Genomic DNA, 22,374 nt, shown 5'->3' on the forward strand with positions numbered 1-22,374 from the left:
GCACGGGAGGGAAGGCGGCGGACCCAGATGGAGGAACCGATGCTCGGCGGCGTCGCGGCGCAGCGTGAACGGCTGGTGGAAGGGCTCATGGCCTACGGCGCGAGCTTCACCGAGCTGGGCCGCCGCTTCGCCGTCAGGCTCGGCGTGCACTCCACCGACGCCTTCGCCCTCCTGGAGATCACCGCCGCCGAGGAGAAGGGCGTCCCACTCTCTCCGGCCCTGCTCAGCAAGCGCATCTCCCTGTCCTCGGGAGCCATGACCGCCCTGCTGAACCGCCTCGAACAGGCCGGGTACGTCGTCCGTACCCGTGAGCACACCGACCGGCGGATCGTCACCCTGCGCAGCGGCCCGCACGTCAAGGAACTCGCCGCCGAGTTCTTCGGCCCCGTCAACGAACGCCAGGACGCCATCCTGGCCCAGCACCCGCCCGAGCTGCTCGAACAGCTCCAGGCCGTCCTCGACCGCCTGGTCACCACCGTGGACGACGCGCTACGCGACCCCTGACCCTCGTCAGGAGCTGTTGGAGACCCACACCATGACGAGGATCGCGACCATGATCAGGACAGGCCACAGGATCGCGAACACGATGTCACGCTGCCTGCGTGCCGGCACTTCGGCGGAGATCGCCCCGACCTCCTGAGTACGGGTGGCCCCCGCCACCACGGTGGCCTGCGCGAGTGGTGGCCGGTTCGCGGGGAGGGGTCTGGTGGCGAGGGAGTGTACGGCTTGCCCGACGGGGTCGGGTAGCCAGGCTGATTCGGTGAACAGGTCGAGGACCGTGGTGCGGTCGGTGGCGCTGTCGGCGAGTTCGTCGAGCAGGGCGGTGGCGGTCGGGCGCTGTTCGGGTTGTTTGGCCAGGCATTGGGCCACGACGGCGCGCAGCTTGGGCGGGAGTGCCCGCAGGTCCGGCTCGTGGTGGACGGTGCGGTACCACAGGCCTTGCCAGGAGCCGGTGCCGAACGGTCCTTGCCCGGTGGCGGTGTAGGTGAGCAGCGATCCGAGGCAGAACACGTCGCTGGGCGGTCCTACAGGGGTGCCGTCCAGTTGTTCGGGGGACATGAAGCCGGGCGTGCCCACGGCCATGCCGGTGCCGGTCAGTCTGCTGCCCTCGACGGCCACCGAGATGCCGAAGTCGATGACCCGGGGGCCGTCGGAGGCCAGCAGCACGTTGGAGGGTTTCAGGTCCCGGTGCACCACCCCGGCCGCGTGGATGGACTCCAGTGCTTCGGCCAGTCCCGCTCCCAGGGCGAGAACGGCTCTCTCCTGCCATGGGCCGTGCTGTTTGACGGCCTGATCCAGCGACAGGCCGGGCACGTAGGCGGTGGCGAGCCAGGGTGGCGTGCCCTGCGGGTCGGCGTCGACCACGCCCGCGGTGAAGAACCCGCTCACCGTGCGGGCCAAGGCGACCTCGCGGGCGAAACGGTGGCGAAAGTCCTGATCGTCGGCGAGATCGGAGTGAACCACCTTCACCGCCACCCCACGGCCGGTCTTCGAGCGGCCTAAATAGACCCGGCCCATTCCCCCCGACCCCAGCCGCGCCTCAATCCGGTAGGGCCCTACCTGCTGCGGATCCTCCGGTTGCAACGCCTGGAACACACGCCACTCCATCCGTGATCACATGCCTGCTAGACATTAGCGACTAAGGGTTCCAAAAATCATCTGTGCCTGATCTCGGAGCTCCGAGGGCCGAACACGCTCTCGGCCGGGAGCCGGAGCGTAAGCGTCGAGCAGGCGGGGCCGGGCATGCGGGACATCTCGGCGGAAGCCCCTGATCACCCGATCTTGAATATGCGCCGGGCCGCCTCGCCCAGGAAGTCGGCGCGGGCGGCGTCGGACAAGTCGAGCTGTTCGACCTGGGACAGCGCGCGGTCGTGCGGAAGCTGGGGCCAGTTCGTACCGAACATGACCTTCCCGCGGCCGTAGGTGTTCATGAAGTGCACCAACTGCGGCGGGTAATACCGGGGCAGATAGGCGGAGGTGTCGATGTAGACGTTGTCGTGCTTCCAGGCCACGCCGATCATCTCGTCGGTCCACGGGTATCCGATATGCCCGCCGACGATCACCAACTCGGGCAGGTCCAGGGCGACCCTGTCGAGGTACGGCACCGGCCGCCCGGTCTCGGAGGGCTTCAACGGCCCCGTATGCCCGACCTGGGTACAGAACGGGACATCCAACTCCACACAGGTGGTGTACAGCGGGTAGTACCGACGGTCGTCAGGCGGCAGCTCCCACAGCCACGGCACCACCCGCAGACCCACGAACCCCAGTTCCTCCACCGCGCGGCGCAGCTCGCGGACCGCCTGAACCGGCCTGGCCAGATCGACGGAGGCCACGCCCGCGAAGCGGTCAGGATGCGCGCGGGTGAAGGCGGCGACGTCGTCATTACTGATCACCCACCCGCCCGGACGGTGCCAGGCCGACAGAAGCAACACATCCACGCCCGCCTTGTCCATCAGACCGACAAGCTCGTCGGGGCCGACGTCCCTGTTGACCAGTTCTGCGCTTCCCGATTTCTCGAACAGCCGGACGATCTCCGGCATCGCGAGCCTGTCCGTACGGTTCCCGAGTGTGGGCTGCGCCCAAGCATCGATGATCACCATCTCAGCGTTCCGCACCGAGGCCCCACCGGCAACGGCGAAACCCGCTCACCGAGCGCGGCGGCTACGGTGACCCTGCAAACTGTCCGAGACACATGACACTCGCGCTCATGACCATCGTGTACGACACCGCTCCGACCCGCGCCGAGGAACGCCATGCACAAGTCAAGAGACGAGGAGGATCACCATGACCGCCCACGAGCCCGAGCAGGAGACCGAGTTCCCGCCCCGGATAGGCAAGATGGCCAGGCGAGTGCTGGCCCTGAACGGATACACACGGTACGAGCAGCTGACCAGGACCACTCCGGCCGAACTTCTCAAGATCCACGGAATGGGGAAGAAGGGCATCGAGATCCTGCGCGAGGAACTCTCGGCCAGAAACCTGTCATTCGCCGACGGTTCCTGATCGGGCTCCCGCCGAACCACACAGGGTTCGACCCCAGTGCCATCCACCACCGCTCTGCTCAGTAGTCGTCGAGGTCTTCCCACAGCAGCCAGCGATGCTTGTCGAACAGCCAGTCGTGCGTCAGCCGTACCCGTGTGACATGTTCGGCGAGCATGAGGGCGAACGCGCGGAAGTCGCTCGGGCGGCCACCGGGGAAGCTGTCGGCCAGCTCGCCGAACAGGTACGGCTCATCCCCCTGCCTGATGAGCGGATCGTCCGACAGCTCCCTGAACTGCAGAATGGTGACCGGGCGCGAGGCTACGTAGTAGTCCAGGCTGTGGCTGTTGACGCCGGAGTAGACGTTGAAGGCCCGGCCCCTGGCCGACAGGTCCCGCAGGATTTCGTGATCCGAGCCCGTGTCACCGTAGGTGGGCTCCACGACCACCACCCAGGAACCCAGCGCTCCGGCTATCGCACTGCAGGCCACCCCGGCGACCTCGCGCGCCTCGAAACCCTCGTTCTCGGCCTCGATCACATCGAACCGGCGCCCGGTGTCCCGCCCGCTGCCGAAGACCACCGCGACCTCGTCGAGATCGAGCCCCTCGCACCAGGTGACGCACATCGTCTCGTCGAAGTAGCCGACGACGTCCCGGTAGTACTCCTCCGCTTCGTTCACCGGCGACCCTTCCGTCAGAGAGCGCCGACCGATTCGGCCGGCGCTCACATTCTGGGCCTCAGATCGTCGGGCGGCGGACAGTCGCTGCGAGGGCGCGGTGCCGGAGATCGCCGCCAAGGCGCCGGTCCCGCGACTTGAGTCTCCAGCCGCTGGAAGGTCCACACTCAAGGCCATGAACGACGACGGTCCCGAACTGCTGACCATCGGGCAGCTCTCCCAGCGCACAGGAACGCCGGTGCGAACCACCCGCTACCGGATTGCGGGCCAGTACTCCGGCCTTCAGGCCGGGAATGAAGGCCCGCGTGGGAGGGAGGCCCGGGCGTGTTCTGAACGGGGTGGTTCTGCTGCTCGATGTACTGGCGCAGGACGCTGATCGGTGCGCTGGCGACGCTCCCGGCGAAGTAGGGGCCCGACCACAACTTGTTCGCCCGGTGGTAGTGCGCGGCCAGTTCGCCGAACTCTTGGCGCATCCTGCGGGAAGAGACGCTCTTCAGCGAGTTGACCAGCTTGGACAGGGCCACCTCGGCGGGAAGTTCACCAGCAGGTGGGCGTGGTTGGCCTCGCCGTTGAACTCGGCCGGCTCGGTCTCGAAGTCGGCGCACACCTCGCGCATGATCTCCTGCATGCGCTCCAGGTGGTGCCCGGTGAACACGCGATGCCGGAGCTTGGTCACGAAAACCATGTGCGCGTGCAGGACGAGAACGCAGTGTCTACCGGTTCTGATGTCTCCATAATCGTGGTGTGCGGCTGCGGTACAACTTTCGCCTCTACCCGACCCCGGGTCAGCGTCAAGCGCTGGCGCGGGCGTTCGGTTGTGCGCGGACGGTGTTCAACGACGGGCTGCGCATGCGGCAGGACGCCCGCGAGCAGGGCATGCCGTACATCTCGGATGGGGATCTGTCCAAGCGGGTGATCACGCAGGCGAAGACGATGCTGGAGCGCTCCTGGCTGGGCGAGGTGTCGGCGGTCGTGCTCCAGCAGGCGCTGGCGGACCTGAACTCGGCCTACCGCAACTTCTTCGCCTCGGTCACCGGCATGCGCAAGGGGCCGAAGGTCGCCGCGCCTCGGTTCCGCTCCCGCAAGGACCACCGGCAGGCGATCCGCTTCACCAAGAACGCCCGGTTCGCGATTACTCCGGGCGGGATGCTGCGGCTGCCGAAGATCGGGGACGTGTCGGTCGTCTGGTCGCGGTCGTTGCCGTCCGAGCCGTCGTCGGTGACGGTGATCAAGGATGCCGCGGGACGGTATTTCGCGTCGTTCGTGGTCGAGGTGACAGACGAGCCGTCGCCGGAGGCGACGGCCGAGATCGGGATAGATCTCGGCTTGGCGCATTTCGCGGTCCTGTCGGACGGGCGCAAGGTGGACAACCCGCGCCTGCTGCGGCGTGCCGAACGCAGGCTGCGCAAGGCGCAGAAGTCGCTGTCTCGCAAGGAGAAGGGTTCGGCGAACAGGCGGAAGGCCAGAGGGGTGGTCGCCAGGGCTCACGCCCGAGTGACCGACGCGCGCCGGGACTGGGCACACAAGCTCTCCACGCAGATCATCCGTGACAACCAAGCGGTGTACGTGGAGAACCTGTCGGTGTCCGGGCTCGGCCGTACCAGGCTGGCCAAGAGTGTGCACGACGCGGGCTGGTCCCAGTTCGTCAGCATGCTGGAGTACAAGGCGAAACGGTACGGGCGCACCTTCGCCAGGATCGACCGCTGGTTCCCGTCGAGCAAGCTGTGTTCGGCGTGCGGAGCGCTCGCCGACAAGATGCCGTTGAACGTCCGGGCCTGGGAGTGTGCCTGCGGCGCATCCCACGACCGGGACGTCAACGCTGCGATCAACATTCTCGCCGCTGGACGAGCGGAGAGGCTAAACGCCTGTGGAGGGACGGTAAGACCAGACCCCGCTCTGGCGCGACCCGACGAAGCAGGAACCCGCTCCAAGCTGCCCGCCTTCTCAGCGGCGTAGCAGGGGAAGATCCCCGCACTTCAGGGCGGGGAGGAAGTCAAAAGGTCGAAGTGCCCAAGGGCCTCCGCGTCAAGGTGAACTCCGACTCAGGGAATCTGACGCTGACGGACCTGTCGGGCGAGTTGGTAGCCACCAGCGACTCCGGGGCGATCGAGGCCAGCGGACTGACGGGCAAGCAGGTCGTCACAGAGACCGACTCGAGCGATATGACCCTGGCCTTCGCCGGGCAGCCGGACAAGGTCAGGACCGCCACGGAATCGGGCAAGACAGTGATCCACGTACCGCAGGGGCCGTACAACATCGTGGCCAAGACGGACTCCGGGAACAAGGACATCACCGCCGCCGGCGACTCCTCGGCCCAGCGTTCGATCGAACTGTCCAGCGACTCTGGGGACATGGAGGTTATGACACCCTGACGGAGGCGTTCCCCGCAGGCTTCCTGATCATGGAGATTGGGAAGTCTGCCCAGTTCAATGAGCCAGGTCGGCCAGGCGTCGCTGGTGGTAGCCGTGCGAGTCGGATGACCTGCGCGGATGGCATTTTCGGCAGGCGCAATGCCCCGACTCGTTACAGCCAGCTTTCGCGCTGTCGCTGCAGCCCGTCGAGGATCAGGTCGAGTCCGACGTCGAACTCCTCGGTATATGCGTAACCACCCTTCAGGGCGCGGTCGGCGATCATCTCGGCGAGGTGGGGGAACTCGTCGCGGGGCATCTGCTTCATGATCGAGCCCGCCACGTCCTCGAGGTCGGCGGGCGACGTGAAGGGCAGGCTGAGCTCCTGCAGCGTGAACCCGTAGATGTAGCTGTCCAGCATCGAGAGCGCGTGTGCGGCGCCGGAGATCGAGAAGCCGCCCGAGCGCAGGCAGCCGATGACCGCGTTGTGGTGGCGCAGAGTCGCGCGGCCGGGGTTTGTCCGTGAGTCCATCAGGCGGATCGCCCACGGGTGCCGGACCAGTGCGCCGCGCATCGAGGCTGCCCGCAGTCGCATCGCGGCCCGCCAGTCGATGTCATCCGGCGGGAGCTCGATCTCGCCGAAGACGAGGTCGACCATGCCGTCAAGGATCAGGTCCTTGTTGCGGAAGTGGTGATACAGCGACATGGCCTCGATGCCGAGCCGCTCGGCGAGCCTGCGCATGCTCGGCGCCCCGTTGCCGCCCTCGTCCGCCAGGGCGACCGCCGTGCGGAGCACGATCTCCTTGGTGAGCGAGTTACGGCGGGGTGCAGGCGTGTCGGCTGTGTCCGTGGCCACGAGGTCCTCCTGCTTGGTCTGCTCGAACGGGCTTGACAACCTTACACTGCAAGGTTGTACCTTACGGCGTATGGGTAGGTGGCGGCAAGCAGAGGAGAAGGTCGTGGAACCGATGCCAGGCACGGGCAAGAGGATGTGCGTCGTCGGCGCGTCCGGGAAGCTCGGGCGCTACATGGTGCAGCACGCGTTAGACCGGGGGTACGAGGTCGTGGGCGTCTGCCGAGAGCAGAGCGTGACCAAGCTCGCCGACTTCGAGGGACGGATCACGGTGATCCCCGGAGCGACCAACGACCGTGCGGTCATCGCCCGGGCGGTGAACGGATGCGACGCCGTCCTCACGGTCCTGGTGCCGTGGGGGAGAAACCACTACGCCTCCGGTACGGCCCAGGCCGTGCTCGACCACGCACGTCCGGGTGCCCGCTTGGTGTTCTCCTGCGGCTGGCACATCACCCGCGACGGGAAGGACGTGTACACCCGGAAGTTCAAGCTGTACGCGGCCGTGTTCGGGCGGCTGGCGAAGCTTGCCCGTGTCGTGGACGTGGACGACCAGGTGGACGCCTGCCGGAGGATCTTCACCAGTGACACCCGCTGGACGGTCGTGCGCGGCAGCGACCTGGAGGAGGGCGACAGTCAGGGCCTGCCGGTGTGGAGCAGGCACGTGGGCGACCCTGTCCTCGCGAGCAACATGACCCGTCGCGTGGACTACGCCCGTTTCATGGTCGAGGCGGTGGAGAACGACGCCCTCGTCCAAGAGGCCCCGGCCATCATCGGCCGACTGACCCCGTCAGCCCTCGCGCACACCGGCAATCCGGCGTGAAGGCCGTGCAGGTTCCCGAATCCGACGCGCGTACCCGCCACAGCCGGATTCGGCCGGCCGGACCCGTACACCGCGGAAGGACCCAACCGTGACCGCACCGAAGACGCTCGCGAGGATCGCGGGCCTCCTGTATCTGATCGTCGCCGTGTTCACCATCTTCGCCGGGCTGGTGAACACGAGCATCGTCGAATCAGGGAACGCAGCGGCCACGGCCGACAACATCGACACCTCGGCGACTCTGTTTCGCATCGGCATGGTCAGCGAGTTGGTGGGGGCGACGGCCTTCCTGTTGACGGGCATGGCCCTGTATCTGCTGCTCAAGCACGTCAACCAGATGGCTGCCGCCGCGATGGTCACCTTCGTCGCGGTCAGCGTCGCGATCCAGAGCCTGAGCCTGCTCAACCAACATGCGGCGCTGACGATCGCCACCGGCCAGGTCGGCACCGGCGCCTTCGGCCCGGCAGGTTCCGACCAGCTGACCCTGCTGTTCGCCGGTCTGCAACGCGACGGGTACCTCATCGCCCAGACGTACTTCGGCCTGTGGCTGCTGCCGCTGGGTTACCTGGTCGTCAAGTCGGGCTACTTCCCCAAGGTGCTGGGCGTCCTGCTGATGATCGGATGCTTCGGCCACCTCGTGGACGTGTTCGCGCGCTTCCTTGCCCCCGACCTCGGCGCGAACATCTCACCGTTCGCCCTGACCCTCGCAGCGGTCGCGGAACTTTCGTTCATCGCATGGCTGCTGGTCAAGGCCGTACGGGTACCCGCACCCGACACGCGGGTCTCCACCCCTAGTTGAGTGCGCGGCTGACCGTTTCACGGTCAGCCGCCACGCCACTGTTGGCACCAGTTGTTGCCGGGGTCCGAACCGGAGGCCCAGAGGCGTCGGGTCACCGGGGCCGGTGGCCCTTCCCTTTGCGGCTGGCTGGCACGGCCCGGCGGCCGGAGCCACCCTGTGCGGGTTTCCGTACCTGCCGCTGTGCCGGTTTCTCCGCAGGTGAGGCGGGGGTACGGCCTCGCGAGCTGTTCGCAGTCCTGCCGCGGACGATGCCGATGAAATCTTCCACCAGATCAGTCGTCGCATCCGTGGGCCAGGCCAGCGCCACTTGTGACTGCGGCGCGTCCGATACCGGCCGATAAGTGAGATCTCTGCGGTGATGAAGGCGCGCCAGCGACTGCGGAACCAGGAGAAGCCCCGTGCCGGCGGCCACCAGCTCGACCGCGTCCGCAGTTGTGGCCGGGCGCTCGAACGCGGCCAGGCCGGGCCGGGTCACCCACTCGATGGCGTCGTCCAGCGGATGGAACAGCTCGTCGTCGGCCAGGTCCGGCATGGTTACCTCGTCGACTGCGGCCACCGCGTGCTTCTTGGGCACCACGACCACCGTGGTCTCCGTGTAGAGAGGAATCACGCTGAGCCCGTCCCGATCGACCGGCAGCCTGACGAATCCGGCGTCGGCACCGCCATCGCGCAGAAGTCGCACCACCTCGGCGGCGGGAACCGCAATCAGCGCAAGCGGCACGTCGGGCAATCTGTCGGCCCAGACATTGGCCCATTTCGCGGGCGTCACGCCAGGCGCGTAAGCCAGCCGGAACGGCTTGCCGCTCTTCCCATCAGTCACTCCTTGAGGGTACCGATGTCCGGGAAACCGTTTCCGACTGACTACCCTTGACTTCATGACCTCGCTCAAACCCAAGACCACCCAGACGATGAAGCCCGCGACGGCGGCCAAGAAGCTGGGTGTCCTCCTCTCGGCCACGCCCGCCGAGTTCCAGGAGGGCGTCGTCTCCAGGAGTGAGCTGAACGAGCTGCAGGCGACACCACCCACGTGGCTGGCCGAGCTGCGCCGCAATGGCCCGCACCCCAAGCAGGTCGTCGCCGTGAAGCTCGGGGTCTCCACTTCCGGCCTGATCAGAGGCGGGATCACCGACCCACTCACCACCGCGGAGATCAACGCACTGAAGGCGGAGAATCCCGCGTGGCTGCAGCGCGAGCGGTCCATCCAGGCCGAGTCTCACAAGGAGACACTCCGCCTCAAAGACCGCACGACGGCTGAATCCTGACACCTACCCGATCGGTTCACCGAGCACCCACAGCGTGGCAGCACTCAGAGCGATCAGCCGCTGATGAAGAACGTCAACATCACGGTTCGGCCGGCTGGCTCTGCGTCGAATACCTGATGCGCGGCAAGCCGCCACTCGAAGCACTTACGCCTGACCGGCGGGGACGTCATGGCCGACCAGTGCCGCGTATCGACCTCGCTGGCTCATGAGATAGTCGTGGTCGCCGACCTCCGCGACGCTGCCCTCGTCGATCACGAAGATCCGCGCGGCGTCCCGGACCGTGCTCAGCCGGTGCGCGATCACGATGCGGGTCATCGGCAGATGGCTGAGGTGGTGCTCGATGATGGCCTCGGTCCTGGTGTCCAGATGGCTGGTCGCCTCGTCCAGCAGCAGCACGTCCGGTTCGGTGAGCAGGGCCCGCGCCAGGGCGATGCGCTGCCGCTGTCCACCGGAGATCAGCCCGCCGTCGGTGAGCATGGTCTCGTACTTCATCGGCATGGCCTCGATGGTGTCGTGGATGTGGGCCAGCCGGGCCGCTCGGACCATGCGTTCGTAGGAGGCGTTCGGGTCGTTGAGGCAGATGTTCTCCCTGATCGACCCGCTGAACAGGACGGGCTCCTGATTGACGATGCCGAAACGGCTGCGCAGGTGACGGAGGTCGAGCTGTGAGGCGAGCTGCCCGTTGTAGAAGATGTCGCCTTCATCCGGCTGGTAGAGGCCCAGCAGGAGCCGGGCCAGCGTGCTCTTGCCCGATCCGGAGCTGCCGACCAAGGCGATCTTCTCTCCCGGGCTGATGCTCAGGTAGATATTGCGCAGGATCCACGGGGAACGCTGATCGTAACGGAAGCTGACGTCGCGCAGCCGGATGAACCCCACGGCCTCCGGTCGTTCCGCCTCGGCCGGAAATGTCTCGCGCGGGGTGGTGACGATGTCGTCAAGCCGCTCTACGTGCGCACCCACGGCCTGGAGTTGGTGCAGGCTGCCCATCAGCGACCCCAGCGGGGTGAGCGCCGCCAGGGCGATTGCGTTCAGCGCCAGGACCTGTCCCAGGCTCAGGCTCCCGGACAGGACCTGCCAGGCCCCCATCCAGAAGAACGCGGCCGGGGCCGCGAACCGCACTGTCGCCGTGGCCGAGGTGACCGTACCTGCTGTCAGCCCGCCGAGCTGTGCGGCGGCGAGCTGACGAGCAAACGCCTCCCGCCACCGGCTCAACGCGCGCGACTCGGCGCCGGCCGCCTTGAGGTTCTCCATGCCCTTGATGGATTCGATCAGCTTGGTCTGCGCGTCGGCCTGGGCGATCTGCTCGCGAGTGATGAGCTCGCTGACCCGGCGCCGGGTGAGCGCCAGCGCGAGGATCTCCAGGCCGGCGATCGCGATCAGGCCGAGACCGAAGCTCGGCTCCATCGCCAGCACGATGACGAGATAGCCGACGGCCAGGGGCCCGTCCAGCATCGCCGCGACGATCTGCCCGCTGAGCAGGGCGCGGACCTGAGCAATACTGGAGGTCCGGGTCACCAGGTCCCCCGCTCCCCGCAGGGCGAAGAACCGGTACGGCAGCGCCAGCAGATGGGCGACGATCCCCTCGGTCATCTCCCCGTCGATGCGGGTGCGCAACATCGCGAGCAGCAACGTCCTCAACTGCCCCACAGCCAGATGGGTGAGCACTCCGACCGCGAGCATGACTCCGAGAAACGCCAGCAACCCCCCATCGTCTCTCGGCAACACCCGATCGATGATCACGCCGGAGGCCGCAGGCAGCAGCAGCCCTATCACCTGCAGCAGCGCTGACGCGGCAACGATCTGCGCGAACAGCCCCTTCTTGCCGCGTATGGTCTCCCGCACCACGGGCGAACGCCACCACCCGCGAGCCTGGGCCTTCCTGGTGAAACCAGGTCCTGGTTCGAAAGTCAGCAGCACACCGGTGAAGTCCCTGGCGAACTCCCTCCTGCTGAGCGTCATCCTTCCTGCCGCCGGGTCCATGATGGTCACCTTGCGCGGGGTCCACGCTTCCACCACCACGAAGTGCTCGAACCGCCAGTGCGCGATGGCTGGGAGCGGCTTGTCGGCTATCGCCTGCGGTTCCAGCGAGAAACCCTTCGTCTTGAGCCCATAACCTCGGGCGGCGCGCATGACATCACGCGCCGAGAGCCCGTCCCTGCCGACCCCCATCCTGTCCCGCACGTCGCGCAGCGACACCCCGTGGCCGTGGTAGTTGAGGACCATGGCCAGGCAGGCGGCCGCGCAGTCCACCGCCGTGCTCTGCTGGACCAGCCGAACCTTTCTCACAGCTGCCCCGCCACCCGCAGGCTCATGACGACCAAGGCAAGGATCAGCCCGGCGACCACCACCCACAGGGCGCCGATCCACTTTCGGGGAATCTCGCTGGATGAAGGCCCCTGGGCTTGCGCTCGCCGGCGATGTCGTAGCGCTTCCTTGCGGTACACGTGTCGCATGCCACTGACTCCTCGCATGACGAGTGCCGCCGGGTTGTCCCGGCGGCACTCTTTCCAGCCCTTGCCGTCAAACAGGGCCGGAGCCTCTCAACGCTGACCCGAGTCCCTCACCCGGGTCTCCTCGTACCGCTTAGAACAGATTCGGCCGACCCGGGCAGAGGCATCCCCTGCCATGGCCGATCTCGATGTAGTCCGGCAGGCTGAAGTCCAGTTCCGGCCACACGCCACCAGCGACGGACGCGAGTTCGGCGTCGGTCAACTCGATCTCTCTGCTCATCAGTTCTCCTTGAGCTTGTTCTCAACGGACGGGCAGGAGCCTCGCAGGACGGCATTGACAGTCGGTGACCAGCCCATTGACAAGATCAGCTCCGGCGCACCGTCACTCCTCATGAGGGGCTGGGCGATCGACGGATCGTTGATTCTTCGTCTATGAAATGTCTACCGGCGTCCCTCACCATGGCCTCCGTTCAGATCGGAACCGTTGGGGGGTCAACGATGCGGCCGATGCGTTTCGGCGTGCTCGGAACTGTCGAGGTATGGCGGGGGGATGATCGCCTGGATGTGGGCACGCCACGCAACAGGGCGGTTCTCGCCCGGCTACTGCTGTCGCCCGGGAGGGTCATTCCCGTCGACCAGCTGATAGACGATCTTTGGGAGGGTTGCCCGCCACCGCAGGCGCTGTCATCACTGCGTACGTTCATCTGCCGGCTACGCCGCGTGGTCGAGCCGCCCGCCCAGGAACCTGGCCGGCCGTCCGTGCTGATCACCGAGCCGCGCGGCTACGTCCTGCGTGTGGACGAGGCGGCACTCGACTCGGCCATGTTCGAGCGGTTGCTGCACCAGGCGAGAGTGGCCGCCGATCCACGTACCGCGCTCGGTCTGGTCGACGAGGCATTCGGCCTGTGGCGCGGTCCGGCCTACGCCGAGTTCGCGCACACCCTGTGGGCGCGGGGAGAGGTGACCAGGCTGCAGGAACTTCAGCTCGGGGCGGCGGAACGCAGACTCGACACCCTGCTCGCCCTGGGCCGGCACGCCGAGGCCGTACCCGAGCTGGAAGCGCACGCGCGCGCCCAACCCACCCGCGAGGAGGGCTGGCGGCTGCTCGCTCTGGGCCTCTATCGCTCGTCCAGGCAGGGCGATGCCCTTGCCGCACTGGGTGAGGCACGTCGCTATCTGGCCGAGGAGCTGGGTGTCGATCCCGGGCCTGAGCTGCGTAAACTCGAGGCGGATATCCTCTCGCAGACCTCCGAGCTCGACCTGCCGCCGGCACCGGTGGCGACCAGGAAGCCGGTTATCCGCCTGCGCTGCCTCGGCCGGGACGATCAGCTCGCGGCCGCTGGAGCGGCCATGGCCGCCGCCGAGTCCGGCACCGGCGGCAGCCTGCTCTTCGACGGCGTGCCGGGTGCCGGCAAGACCCAGCTGCTGAGGGGAGTGGAGGCACTGGCTGACACGCGCGGATTCCAGGCGGCGTGGGCGCAGGCGCACCCGCTTGAGCGCGAGTACGACTACGGCGTGGCCCGGCAGATCTTCGAGCCAATCCTGTACTGCCTGCCGGCGCAGGAGCGGCAGCAACTGCTCAGCGGGACGGTCGAGCCCGCGGCCGACATCGTCTGGCACAACCGGCCGTCGTCGGGTGGTCCTGACACGCTGCACGCGCTCTACCGGCTTGCCGTGCGGCTCGCGGAGCGTGTACCGCTGCTGATCGCCATCGATGACCTGCAGTGGTGCGACCCCGCCTCGTTGCGCTGGCTGGCCTACCTGGCCAGGCGCATCGAGCGGGTACCCCTCCTGGTCGCCGCGACCAGGGCGACCGGCGTCCCGGCCGGCGACGATCAGCTGCTCGAGTCGCTTTGCTCGCTCTTCGGCCTCGTGCGCCTGGGTGGTCTGCCCGGCGAGGCGGTGGCGGCCCTCGCCGCCGAGCTGTTCGGCGCGGAACCGGAGCCCGCGTTCATCGCCTCGTGCCTGCGTGAGACAGGCGGCAACACGTTTCTGCTCACCGAGCACATGAAGGCGCAGGGTGCGGGGAAGCGGTCCACCTCCATCGAGCGGTGGGTGGCCGGCCAGTTGCGCCACGCGGGTCCCGGGGCCGCCGCACTGGCCAGGGCGGTCGCGACGCTCGACCACGCGGCTGAGTTCCATGCTGTGGCCGACCTGGCCGGTCTGCCGGACAGCCAGGCGGCCGCCGCCCTGTCGGCGCTGGTCGGCATGGGAATCCTGTGTGACGAGTCGCCGCTGCGGTTCAACCAGCCTGTCGTACGGCAGGCCGTACTCGAAGGGGTGCAGGCCGGTGTTCCGCAGTTCGCCCTCAGCCCTTGACGTGCGGCTCCAGTAGCTTCACCCAGGAGTTGGCGAGCTTCTCGTACTCGGCTGGGCACCTCGCGGCCCGCTGCTCCGGCAACCCGTCCTGCCCGACCCAGTCGGCGTAGGCCTTGGGGTCGGAGCCGTAGATCCAGCACATGTAGTTGAACGCCCGCTGCTCGTCCATCGAGTGCTCGTCATAGAACGGGAGCGCGGCCCGGTCCTGGTCGCCGGCCGACGCGAAGTAGTAGTTGATCGTCTGGACGCTCGAGGAATCGTCGTCGTTCTGGGACATTATGAGCGCGGACAACTGGTCGGCCGCGTCGTCCTCCTTGCCGAGGGCGGGGAGGCCGTAGATATCGATCACGGCGTGGCCGAGCTCGTGGTATAGCGTGTCGACGAGGTTGGCCTGGCCGTGCTCGTCGTTCTCCTCCTCGGACTCGGCCTTGTCGCGGTACCGGGTGAAGCCGTCGGCCACGAGCTCGTAGCACATTGTGATCTTCTTCTCGTCCGGGCTGTAGTAGGCGTTCACCTCGCCGCACTGCTCACCGGCCAGTGTGACGTCGTGCGGCAGGATGAGCATCCCGTTGAGACTGTCGGCGAAGCCTTCGAGTACCTTGCCCGGCTTCAGCAGCTCCAGTCCCTCGGCGGCGATGTCGGTGTCCGTCTTGCCGTACTTGGCGATGAACTTTCCCGCGGATTCGGTCGCCTTGGGGGCGTCCTCTTTGGCCGCCGCCGGTTTGTCTGTGCTGCCACAGGCGGACAGCATGGTGGCGAGGAGCAGCACGCTGGCGCCCATCGTGAGCTGATTCCACTTCATCAGGAGTCTCCAGGTCGAAGTTGACCTTTGGATCCTGCAGCCACGATCTTGATGATCGATGGACGGACGGTCTCCGGGATCCGCGTGGAATACCGGCGGCTCCGTCAATGTGCCGTCAATCGGGTGTCAACGAGGATGGCCCATCATCTCAGGTCATGACCACACCAATGGGGTCGTTCCGTCCTGAATCGGCCAATCGTAGACGATGAGTTTTCTATGATTGTTCGGCGAGGTTTCGCCCGTAGAGCCACAGCAGCTCGTGGAAGCGATAGCGGCCCGGGCTGGGCGAGTCGAGCATGCCCAGGTCGACGAGGCTCTCGACGATCTCCTCCGCGTCGAGCACCTCAAGGCCGAGGACGGCCGCCGCGACAGGCAGCGAGAACGAGGTGGTCTTGAGGTTCGTGAGCAGTCTGAAGGCGCGCGCCTGCGCCGCGCCGAGCCGCTCGTAGCCGAGTTGGAAGGTCGCCTCGACGGTCATGGTGCCGAGCCGCAGCTCGGACAGGCGTTTTCGCTCGTCGGCCAGCCTCCCGACCAGGGAGGAGATCGTCCACAGTGGCCTGGAGACCAGCCGCGAGGCCGCGATGCGCACCGCGAGCGGCAGGAACCCGCACAGGACGACCGCGTCCTCCGCCGCCTCCGGCTCGGTGACGACCCGCTCTTCCCCCACGATCCTGGTGAACAGCTGCACGGCGTCGTGGGATTTGAGCACGTCGAGGTCGACTCTACGCGTGGTCGGCAGCCCCGCGGGCTTAGCCCTGCTCGTCACCAGGACGGCGCAGCCTCCCGTCCCCGGAAGGAGGGGCCTGACCTGCGTGTCGTCCACGGCGTTGTCCAGGATGACGAGCATTCTGCGGTTCACCATGAGGCTGCGGAATCCCGCCGCCCGCTGTGTCGGCTCATCGGGGATGTCCAGATCAGGATGGCCGAGCGCACACAGGAACTCGCGCAGCGCCGCGGTGGGTTCGACGGGCCGGCCTCCGGTTCCGCACAGGTCGATGTAGAGCTGGCCGTCGGGGAACGCGTCGCTGAGCAGGTGAGCGACGTGGATCGCCAGGGCCGTCTTGCCCACGCCGCCCTTGCCGGAGAGGCTCACCACGGTGGTCGCCTGCCCGGAGCCGGACTTCAGCACCTCGGTGAGCAGGGCGACTTCCTCGTCCCTGCCGGTGAAGTCGGACAGGTCGGCGGGCAGCTGGGCCACCCGCGGGAGTGCCTCTTCTTCGTGGCGGACCGGCGACGGCCCCGGGTCGGATCTGAGGTCGAGCCGGGCGGGCAGCAGCTCGGGGTCCGACGTGAGGATGCGTTGATGCAGCTCCCTGAGCTCGCCTCCCGGGTCGATGCCGAGTTCCTCGGCCAGCAGTCGCCTGGTGCGGTCGAAGACCTCCAGCGCTTCCGCCTGCCGTCCGCAACGGTACAGAGCCAGCATCAGCAGACCGCTCAGCGACTCCCGCAGGGGGTGCGCGGCAGACAGCTCGGCCAGGTCTGCCACGGCCTCCGTGGCCCGCCCGAGCTCGATGTCCAGTTCGAGCTTGACCTGCAGGGCGCTCAGGCGGCGGTCGCTGAGCCTGTCGCGCTGAGCTTCGGCGTACGGCCCGGCCGTGCCGTCCATGGCGTCGCCCTGCCACAGCCCGAGGGCCGCTGCCAGCAGCGTGCGGGCGCGAGCGAGGTCGCCTTCCGCGCGGGCTTCCTCGGCCTCGGCGTACCTCTCTTCGAAGACCGACACGTCCAGCGCGCCCTTGGGGACGGACATGGCGTAGCCGGTGCCCACGGAGACGACCATGCCGGGCCTCGACCTGTCGGCTTCCAGCACCTTCCGCAGCCGGTAGGCGTAGGTCCGCAGGGTGCTGAGGGCACGCAATGGCGGGTCCTGTCCCCAGATCGCGGCGATGAGCGCGTCGCAGGTGATCGCCCTGCCCTCGTGGAGAAGGAGGGCGCCGAGCACCGCACGCTGCTGTGGCGAGCCGAGGTTGAGCTCCTTGTCGCCTTGCCAGGCCCGCACTGGACCTAATACCGAGAAGTACAACCTATGAGATCGTTCCATACCGCGCCTTCGGAAGATTCGTACGAATGATAGCTATTTGCTCTGTTCAGCGACTCGTTGTAAATCAGGTTTGGGGTGGGTTTCACGGTGTTGCGGCCAGCACAGCTACCGGCTGACATCCCTGACTTCACCGGCAGAAAGGAGCTGATCGCCCAGATGGCGGAGCGGCTCACCACCAGCCCAGGCAACGCGTTGACCGTGGTGGCCGTCTCGGGGGCGGGCGGGATCGGCAAGACCACGCTGGCGCTCCACGTGGCGCATGCCGTACGAGCCGCATTCCCGGACGGGCAGCTCTATGCGAGCCTGCGCGGCGCAGGAGCCGCACCCCTGCGGCCCGAAGACGTGCTCGCCGACTTCCTGCGGGCGCTCGGCCTCAGCGCCCGGGAGATCCCCTCGGGGGTCCACGAGCGGACCGCGCGGCTGCGGTCGGCGCTGTCGGGACGGCGGGTGCTGATCCTGCTCGACGACGCCACGGACACCGGTCAGGTCGCGCCCCTGATGCCCGGAGCCGCCACCTGCGCGGTGCTGGTGACCAGCAGGTCGTGGCTGGGCGACCTGCCAGGCGCTCACCAGGAGGGGCTCGGCCTGTTCCGCCGGGGAGAGGCGCTGGAGTTGCTGGCTCGCGTCGCGGGGGCGGAGCGGGTCGCCGCCCAGCCCGTGGAAGCGGTCAAGCTGGTCGAGTCCTGCGGCCTGCTGCCGCTGGCCGTACGGATCGTGGCGGCGCGACTGGCCGCGCGGCCGGGCATGAGCGTGGAGGTGCTGGCGAGGCGGCTCGTCGACGAGCGGCGCAGGCTCGCCGAGCTCAAGATCGGCCGCGATGCGGTGGAGTCGTGCTTCGCACTCGGTTACGAGCCGCTCGACGCCGATCACGCCAGGGCGTTCCGGCTGCTGGCGCTGATGGACGGACCTGACCTGTCCGTCGCCGCCGCGGCGGCCGTCCTGGATGTGGGCCAGGCAGAAGCCGAGGACCTCTGCGAGTCGCTCGTCGATCTGAGCCTGCTGGAGTCGCGAGGTCCCGCCCGCTACCGCTACCACGATCTGGTCCGCCTGTACGCCAGAGGGCTCGCCGAGCAGGTGGACCCGGCGAACGAACGGACGGCTGCACTCGACCGGCTGCTTGACCACTACCTCGCGGGAATCAGAGGAGTCTGCCGGGTCTCGCTTCCCGGGTTCGTCCATCAGGCCGGGCATCAGGGCCCTGAGCTGACCTTCGCCGACGCGCCTGCGGCCCGCGCCTGGGTACGCGCGGAGCAGGCCAACGTCAGCGCGGCGGTCGAGCAGGCGGGGCGTTCGGGAACCCGTGTCCTCTCGGAAGAGGTGCCGCTGCTGGCAGAGGTGACGGGTTTCGCTGAGATCGACGACCGGCTCATCCTCGGCGCCGTCCTGCACGCGCTGGGGCTGGGCGCGCTCCGGGTGCGCGGCGTCGACGAGGCGATCAGCCTGCTGTCGGCGGCGCTGGCCGTCGCGGAGGCGCAGCACAGCCCTCGGCTGGCGGCCAGCGCCCACGGCCTGCTGGCCATGGCGCTGGGCGACGCCGGCTTCGTCGGCGAGGCCAGGGCCCACGTGACGCGGGGGCTCCGCCTGGCGCACGAGATCGGCGACACCCAGGGGATCGGGGTCAACCACCTGGGCGCCGCGGCGGCGGCGTTCCGTTCGGGCAACATGGAGGAGGCCATCGACAGCCTGCTCAAGAGCGCTCAGGCCTACCGCGAAGGCGGGCTGCCGCTCAGGGCGGCGTGGGCGTCCCATCGCCTCATGGACGCCTACCGCGCCCTGGGTCGCCCAGAAGAGGCGGTGAAGGTCGGGGAGGAGGCGCTGCCGCTCTACCAGTCGATGAACGACCCCTTGCTCACCGGCAGGATTCTGAGCCGCCTCGGACAGGCGTGGACCGACCTCGGGGACCCGGAACGGGCCCTGCGCTGCTGGAAGGAGGCCGACGTGATCCTCGGCCCCTACGACATGGCCGAGGGGCGCGCCGTTCGCCGCCATCTCGGGATCGACTGACGGCAGGACGAGCGTTCACCGGTTGGTGATCGGCTGTCTATGGCCTCGGTGAAAGCTGTCGTGACCCATAGCGACAGCACGAAGGAAAAGACATGTCCTGGCACAAACTCGCCCTGAGCGTCTCCGCTCTCACTTTCCTGACCCTGGGTACGGCGGCCTGCGGCTCGGGAGGCGAGACCGCCGCCGTGGCCGACACCAAGGGGTGCAAGGAGATGCAAGCCGTCATGGCGACCGCGGTGACCGAGCTCCAGAGCAGGGCCGGGGACCTCGAGGCGATGAAGCAGCTCTACAGCGACAGCGCACAGAAGATCAAGGCACTGGACGTCGACGAGAAGGTCAAGGAGGCCCAGGGCGCGGTTGTCTCCCTTTACGAGGAACTGGCGGGGATCAGCGCGCCAGAAGAGGCGGACCAGTACACCGACAAGGCCACTGCGACCGTGTCGAAGCTGAACTCCGCCTGCACCGCCTGAGGGAAACGATGTTGAGCAGACGATCCATCATCAAGGGCGCGGGAGCCGCGGTCGTGGGGAGCGCGTCGGCGGCCCACGCCGCCCACGATCCCGGCGACCGCCTCGCGACCAGGCTCAGGTCAGCGGTGAAGGGCACCGTACTGTTCCCTCGCGACCCCGGCTTCGCGGCGGGACACGCTGGATACAACCCCGTCGTCCAGCACGCCCCCAAGGCGGTCGTGGTGCCCGCCGACGCCGGCGACATCCGCACCGCCGTCCGCTTGGCCGGCCTTCTCGGGCTGCCCGTCGCCGTGCAGGCCACCGGCCACGGCATCAGCGCCGCCGCCGACGGCGGGATCCTGATCAACACCCGGCGGCTGACCTCGGTGACGATAGACCCGGTCAAACGCGTCGCCAAGGTCGCGGCCGGCACCAGGATGCGGACGCTCGTCGAGGCCGCCGCGGCGCACGGCCTGGCGACGATCAACGGCTCCTCGCTCGACGTGGGCGCAGTGGGCTACACGCTGGGCGGAGGGCTCGGCCCGCTCGGCCGCAAGTACGGCTACGCCGCCGACCATGTGCGGGCCATCGACCTGGTCACACCGGACGGTCGCCCGCTTCGCCTGTCGCCGGACAGGCACGCGGACCTGTTCTGGGCGGTTCGAGGCGGCAAGAGCAACTTCGGGGTGGTCGCCGGCATGGAGATTGACCTGGTCGAGGCGGCGACCCTGTACGGCGGCGCGCTGTTCTTTCTCGGAGAGGCGGCCCAGCGGGCTGTGCGCGCCTACCCCGCCTGGGCGGCCGGGCTACCCGAGGAGATGACGACCACGCTGGCGTTCATGCGCCTGCCCAAGGCGCCCTCCGTGCCCCCGCCCCTTCAGGAGCGGGTGGCGGTGCGCCTGACCGCCGCATACCTCGGGCGGGACCAAGAGGGCAGGCGGCTGCTCGCGCCGATGCTGGCCGCCGGGCCGGAGCTCGACACCATGGGCGCGCTGCCGTACGAGAAGATCGGGACGATCTCCAATGATCCGTCCGTGGCGCCCCTGCCCGTCTTCGAGCGCACCGGGCTGCTCCGCGCTCTGGACGCCGCCGCCGTGGAGCGGCTGCTGGACCTGGCGGGCCCCGGCGTCAAGCTGCCCTTCGGGGTGATCGAGCTCCGGCAGCTGGGCGGCGCCCTCGCCCGTCCGGCTGCGGTGCCCAACGCCATAGGACACAGGGACGCCGAGGCCCTGCTCTTCATGGCGAACCCGGCGCCCGCAGAACAGGCCGGAGCGGTGCAGAAGCAGCAACAGCAGCTGATGGACGGCCTCGAGCCGCACCTCACGGGAGGCCTGTCGGCCAACTTCATGAGCAGCGCCGACCTCGCCCCCGAGCAGGTCCGCGCGGCCTACACGCCGGCCGACTACGCGCGTCTGACGCGGCTCAAGCGGGTCCACGACCCATGCAACCTGTTCCGCGTCAACCACAACATCAGGTCGGCGTGACGGCCGTCACGACATCCTTACCTCCAGGGGTGGCCCGGCAGTACACCGGGACCGGCGGCCCGCGGCGGGCAGGCCAGCGTGCCCGCCGCGCCCACCAGAGCAGCGATCTGCTCGGATGAATACAGGAACGGCGGCGGCGTCGTCCGGCCTGCGCGGCGGGGCAGGAGATCCTCCGGCGGGATCTCGGTGCGTTCGTCCAGGACCGCCAGGTGGCGGGCGAAGACCCGCACCACCGTCAGCCGGGCCGCCCACGAGGACGGGTCGGCCTCGGCAGGCAGAGTGGCCCAGGCCAACGCCGCCGCGTTCCGTTCCTCCAGAAACGCGATGAACTGGCGGAGCAGTCGCCATCGGGGTGCATCTTGTAGCCCAGGTTGCGCCGCATCTGCAGGTACTGCTCGGCGGCCTCGCGCAGGGTGCTCATCGCTCAACCACGGGCCAGGGCCGCACCACTGTCGCGAGCGCGGCCTGGTCGACTTTGGCGTAGATCGCGGTGGTCTCCTCGCCATGGTGACGCAGCAGTTGCCCGGCCTCGGCCAGGTTCCCGCCACCCGCCAGCACCCGGGAGGCAGCGCGGTGCCGTAGCCGGTGCCCGCCAACCGTGGCGATCCCGGCGCGCGCCGGGGCGGTCCGGGTGACCGATACGACCGCTTGGCCGCGCATACCGCCGCGACTCCGCACCGATGAAGCCGATGACGAGCCGTCCGCTCAGCCAGCCGCCGCTCGCGCAGCATGTAGAGCCGGAAACCTTCGAGTTCCCGCTCGACCGCGTCGAGCTCCTGGTGCTCTTCCGGCGGGACCACTCCCTGCTCGCGCAGGAAGCCGACCAGCCGCCGCAGCGACCGGATGGTCTTCCACCGCCGCCGGCCTCCGCCCGTCGCACCTGGGCGAACCGCTCGACCTGCCGCGTGGTCAGTCCGGCGGCTGCCAGCCCTTCCGATTCCAGCCAGCGGCTCAGGTGCGCCATCACGTACGCGTGATCCTGCGCGGTCCTCGGCGTGAACCCTTCAGCGATCAGCACCGTCTTGAGCTCGGCTCTCTGCCCCGCCAGCGGCCGCCTCGTGTGGTGGGAATCGCGCCAAGCCCGAACAGGTCCG

The 22,374-nt window shown here is 68.3% G+C and carries 24 protein-coding genes and 1 pseudogene; 12 read left to right on the top strand and 13 right to left on the bottom strand.

Annotation, left to right across the window (positions count from 1 at the left end):
* The first annotated feature begins 27 nt into the window (after nt 1–27).
* Complete coding sequence (locus ABZ911_RS15980; protein WP_358055716.1) at nt 28–504, top strand: MarR family transcriptional regulator; 477 nt, start codon at nt 28–30, stop codon at nt 502–504.
* A gap of 6 nt (nt 505–510) precedes the next feature.
* Here ABZ911_RS15980 and ABZ911_RS15985 read toward each other — a convergent pair whose 3' ends face one another.
* Both ABZ911_RS15985 and ABZ911_RS15990 read right to left on the bottom strand, forming a co-directional pair.
* Complete coding sequence (locus ABZ911_RS15985; RefSeq protein ID WP_358055718.1) at nt 511–1,608, bottom strand: serine/threonine-protein kinase; 1,098 nt, start codon at nt 1,606–1,608, stop codon at nt 511–513.
* Nucleotides 1,609–1,772: 164 nt separating this feature from the next.
* Complete coding sequence (locus ABZ911_RS15990) at nt 1,773–2,615, bottom strand: amidohydrolase family protein (protein WP_358055720.1); 843 nt, start codon at nt 2,613–2,615, stop codon at nt 1,773–1,775.
* 169 nt (nt 2,616–2,784) lie between these two features.
* Between ABZ911_RS15990 and ABZ911_RS15995 the strand changes: the two genes are divergently transcribed.
* Nucleotides 2,785–3,003: a DNA-binding protein gene (locus tag ABZ911_RS15995; RefSeq protein ID WP_358055722.1), complete on the top strand. Its 219-nt coding sequence runs from the start codon at nt 2,785–2,787 to the stop codon at nt 3,001–3,003.
* Between the two features lie 58 nt (nt 3,004–3,061).
* On the opposite strand, the gene ABZ911_RS16000 is transcribed toward ABZ911_RS15995, so the two are convergent.
* Entirely contained in the window at nt 3,062–3,658 is a 597-nt protein-coding gene (locus tag ABZ911_RS16000) for a hypothetical protein (RefSeq protein WP_358055724.1), read from the bottom strand.
* A gap of 341 nt (nt 3,659–3,999) precedes the next feature.
* Nucleotides 4,000–4,340: pseudogene (gene tnpA, locus ABZ911_RS16005) on the bottom strand (IS200/IS605 family transposase); the annotation flags it as partial.
* A 59-nt stretch (nt 4,341–4,399) separates the two neighbouring features.
* Between tnpA and ABZ911_RS16010 the strand changes: the two are divergent.
* The gene (locus tag ABZ911_RS16010) at nt 4,400–5,611 is read left to right on the top strand and encodes a transposase (RefSeq protein WP_358055726.1); all 1,212 of its coding nucleotides are present in this window, start codon (nt 4,400–4,402) and stop codon (nt 5,609–5,611) included.
* A 50-nt stretch (nt 5,612–5,661) separates the two neighbouring features.
* Complete coding sequence (locus ABZ911_RS16015) at nt 5,662–6,027, top strand: DUF4097 family beta strand repeat-containing protein (protein WP_358055728.1); 366 nt, start codon at nt 5,662–5,664, stop codon at nt 6,025–6,027.
* Nucleotides 6,028–6,178: 151 nt separating this feature from the next.
* Here ABZ911_RS16015 and ABZ911_RS16020 read toward each other — a convergent pair whose 3' ends face one another.
* Entirely contained in the window at nt 6,179–6,859 is a 681-nt protein-coding gene (locus ABZ911_RS16020) for a TetR/AcrR family transcriptional regulator (RefSeq protein ID WP_358055730.1), read from the bottom strand.
* Nucleotides 6,860–6,971: 112 nt separating this feature from the next.
* Between ABZ911_RS16020 and ABZ911_RS16025 the strand changes: the two genes are divergently transcribed.
* Together ABZ911_RS16025 and ABZ911_RS16030 are read left to right on the top strand one after the other, a co-directional pair.
* Entirely contained in the window at nt 6,972–7,676 is a 705-nt protein-coding gene (locus tag ABZ911_RS16025) for an NAD(P)H-binding protein (RefSeq protein ID WP_358055906.1), read from the top strand.
* Between the two features lie 88 nt (nt 7,677–7,764).
* Nucleotides 7,765–8,472, top strand: a complete 708-nt coding sequence (locus ABZ911_RS16030; RefSeq protein WP_358055732.1) for a DUF4386 domain-containing protein — start codon at nt 7,765–7,767, stop codon at nt 8,470–8,472.
* Nucleotides 8,473–8,563: 91 nt separating this feature from the next.
* Here the strand turns inward: ABZ911_RS16030 and ABZ911_RS16035 are convergent, their stop codons facing one another.
* On the bottom strand, nt 8,564–9,292 hold the full coding sequence (locus ABZ911_RS16035; RefSeq protein WP_358055734.1) for a LysR family substrate-binding domain-containing protein: 729 nt from the start codon (nt 9,290–9,292) through the stop codon (nt 8,564–8,566).
* Between the two features lie 55 nt (nt 9,293–9,347).
* Between ABZ911_RS16035 and ABZ911_RS16040 the strand changes: the two genes are divergently transcribed.
* On the top strand, nt 9,348–9,734 hold the full coding sequence (locus ABZ911_RS16040) for a DUF5997 family protein (protein ID WP_358055736.1): 387 nt from the start codon (nt 9,348–9,350) through the stop codon (nt 9,732–9,734).
* A gap of 144 nt (nt 9,735–9,878) precedes the next feature.
* Here ABZ911_RS16040 and ABZ911_RS16045 read toward each other — a convergent pair whose 3' ends face one another.
* The 3 genes from ABZ911_RS16045 to ABZ911_RS16055 form a co-directional block, all read right to left on the bottom strand.
* Nucleotides 9,879–12,020, bottom strand: a complete 2,142-nt coding sequence (locus tag ABZ911_RS16045; RefSeq protein ID WP_358055738.1) for a peptidase domain-containing ABC transporter — start codon at nt 12,018–12,020, stop codon at nt 9,879–9,881.
* On the bottom strand, nt 12,017–12,187 hold the full coding sequence (locus ABZ911_RS16050) for a hypothetical protein (RefSeq protein ID WP_358055740.1): 171 nt from the start codon (nt 12,185–12,187) through the stop codon (nt 12,017–12,019). The genes ABZ911_RS16045 and ABZ911_RS16050 overlap by 4 nt, the downstream gene beginning before the upstream one ends.
* Nucleotides 12,188–12,317: 130 nt before the next feature.
* Nucleotides 12,318–12,464, bottom strand: coding sequence for a hypothetical protein (locus tag ABZ911_RS16055; protein ID WP_358055742.1), 147 nt, complete (start codon nt 12,462–12,464; stop codon nt 12,318–12,320).
* A 227-nt stretch (nt 12,465–12,691) separates the two neighbouring features.
* Here ABZ911_RS16055 and ABZ911_RS16060 point away from each other — a divergent pair, with 227 nt between their 5' ends.
* Nucleotides 12,692–14,503, top strand: coding sequence for a BTAD domain-containing putative transcriptional regulator (locus tag ABZ911_RS16060; RefSeq protein WP_358055908.1), 1,812 nt, complete (start codon nt 12,692–12,694; stop codon nt 14,501–14,503).
* Here ABZ911_RS16060 and ABZ911_RS16065 read toward each other — a convergent pair.
* Complete coding sequence (locus ABZ911_RS16065) at nt 14,493–15,305, bottom strand: DUF4344 domain-containing metallopeptidase (RefSeq protein WP_358055744.1); 813 nt, start codon at nt 15,303–15,305, stop codon at nt 14,493–14,495. The genes ABZ911_RS16060 and ABZ911_RS16065 overlap by 11 nt on opposite strands.
* A 214-nt stretch (nt 15,306–15,519) precedes the next feature.
* Nucleotides 15,520–17,301 carry a BTAD domain-containing putative transcriptional regulator gene (locus ABZ911_RS16070; RefSeq protein ID WP_358055746.1) on the bottom strand — a complete coding sequence of 594 codons (1,782 nt, stop codon included), beginning with the start codon at nt 17,299–17,301 and terminating at the stop codon, nt 15,520–15,522.
* Between the two features lie 129 nt (nt 17,302–17,430).
* On the opposite strand from ABZ911_RS16070, the gene ABZ911_RS16075 reads away from it, so the two are divergent.
* The 3 genes from ABZ911_RS16075 to ABZ911_RS16085 all read left to right on the top strand — a co-directional run bounded on the left by ABZ911_RS16075 (nt 17,431) and on the right by ABZ911_RS16085 (nt 21,280).
* Nucleotides 17,431–19,347 (top strand): NB-ARC domain-containing protein, encoded by a 1,917-nt coding sequence (locus tag ABZ911_RS16075; protein WP_358055748.1) that lies wholly within the window; start codon nt 17,431–17,433, stop codon nt 19,345–19,347.
* A 92-nt stretch (nt 19,348–19,439) separates the two neighbouring features.
* Nucleotides 19,440–19,817: a hypothetical protein gene (locus ABZ911_RS16080; protein ID WP_358055750.1), complete on the top strand. Its 378-nt coding sequence runs from the start codon at nt 19,440–19,442 to the stop codon at nt 19,815–19,817.
* 11 nt (nt 19,818–19,828) lie between these two features.
* Nucleotides 19,829–21,280, top strand: coding sequence for an FAD-binding oxidoreductase (locus ABZ911_RS16085; protein ID WP_358055752.1), 1,452 nt, complete (start codon nt 19,829–19,831; stop codon nt 21,278–21,280).
* A gap of 17 nt (nt 21,281–21,297) precedes the next feature.
* Here ABZ911_RS16085 and ABZ911_RS16090 read toward each other — a convergent pair whose 3' ends face one another.
* Together ABZ911_RS16090 and ABZ911_RS16095 are read right to left on the bottom strand one after the other, a co-directional pair.
* Nucleotides 21,298–21,573, bottom strand: coding sequence for a hypothetical protein (locus tag ABZ911_RS16090; RefSeq protein ID WP_358055754.1), 276 nt, complete (start codon nt 21,571–21,573; stop codon nt 21,298–21,300).
* A gap of 124 nt (nt 21,574–21,697) precedes the next feature.
* Nucleotides 21,698–21,958, bottom strand: coding sequence for a tyrosine-type recombinase/integrase (locus ABZ911_RS16095; protein WP_358055756.1), 261 nt, complete (start codon nt 21,956–21,958; stop codon nt 21,698–21,700).
* Nucleotides 21,959–21,960: 2 nt separating this feature from the next.
* Between ABZ911_RS16095 and ABZ911_RS16100 the strand changes: the two genes are divergently transcribed.
* Nucleotides 21,961–22,257 (top strand): hypothetical protein, encoded by a 297-nt coding sequence (locus tag ABZ911_RS16100; RefSeq protein ID WP_358055758.1) that lies wholly within the window; start codon nt 21,961–21,963, stop codon nt 22,255–22,257.
* Nucleotides 22,258–22,374 lie beyond the last annotated feature (117 nt).

The organism is Nonomuraea sp. NPDC046570, assembly GCF_040645915.1.
Classification (GTDB): domain Bacteria; phylum Actinomycetota; class Actinomycetes; order Streptosporangiales; family Streptosporangiaceae; genus Nonomuraea.

Bases quoted from the DNA above. Each gene is read 5' to 3' on its own strand.
- ABZ911_RS15980 (WP_358055716.1), top strand. From the start codon at position 28: ATGGAGGAACCGATGCTCGGCGGCGTCGCGGCGCAGCGTGAACGGCTG.
- ABZ911_RS15985 (WP_358055718.1), bottom strand. From the start codon at position 1,608: ATGGAGTGGCGTGTGTTCCAGGCGTTGCAACCGGAGGATCCGCAGCAG.
- ABZ911_RS15995 (WP_358055722.1), top strand. From the start codon at position 2,785: ATGACCGCCCACGAGCCCGAGCAGGAGACCGAGTTCCCGCCCCGGATA.
- ABZ911_RS16025 (WP_358055906.1), top strand. From the start codon at position 6,972: ATGCCAGGCACGGGCAAGAGGATGTGCGTCGTCGGCGCGTCCGGGAAG.
- ABZ911_RS16040 (WP_358055736.1), top strand. From the start codon at position 9,348: ATGACCTCGCTCAAACCCAAGACCACCCAGACGATGAAGCCCGCGACG.
- ABZ911_RS16050 (WP_358055740.1), bottom strand. From the start codon at position 12,187: ATGCGACACGTGTACCGCAAGGAAGCGCTACGACATCGCCGGCGAGCG.
- ABZ911_RS16055 (WP_358055742.1), bottom strand. From the start codon at position 12,464: ATGAGCAGAGAGATCGAGTTGACCGACGCCGAACTCGCGTCCGTCGCT.
- ABZ911_RS16060 (WP_358055908.1), top strand. From the start codon at position 12,692: ATGCGTTTCGGCGTGCTCGGAACTGTCGAGGTATGGCGGGGGGATGAT.
- ABZ911_RS16065 (WP_358055744.1), bottom strand. From the start codon at position 15,305: ATGAAGTGGAATCAGCTCACGATGGGCGCCAGCGTGCTGCTCCTCGCC.
- ABZ911_RS16080 (WP_358055750.1), top strand. From the start codon at position 19,440: ATGTCCTGGCACAAACTCGCCCTGAGCGTCTCCGCTCTCACTTTCCTG.
- ABZ911_RS16100 (WP_358055758.1), top strand. From the start codon at position 21,961: ATGAAGCCGATGACGAGCCGTCCGCTCAGCCAGCCGCCGCTCGCGCAG.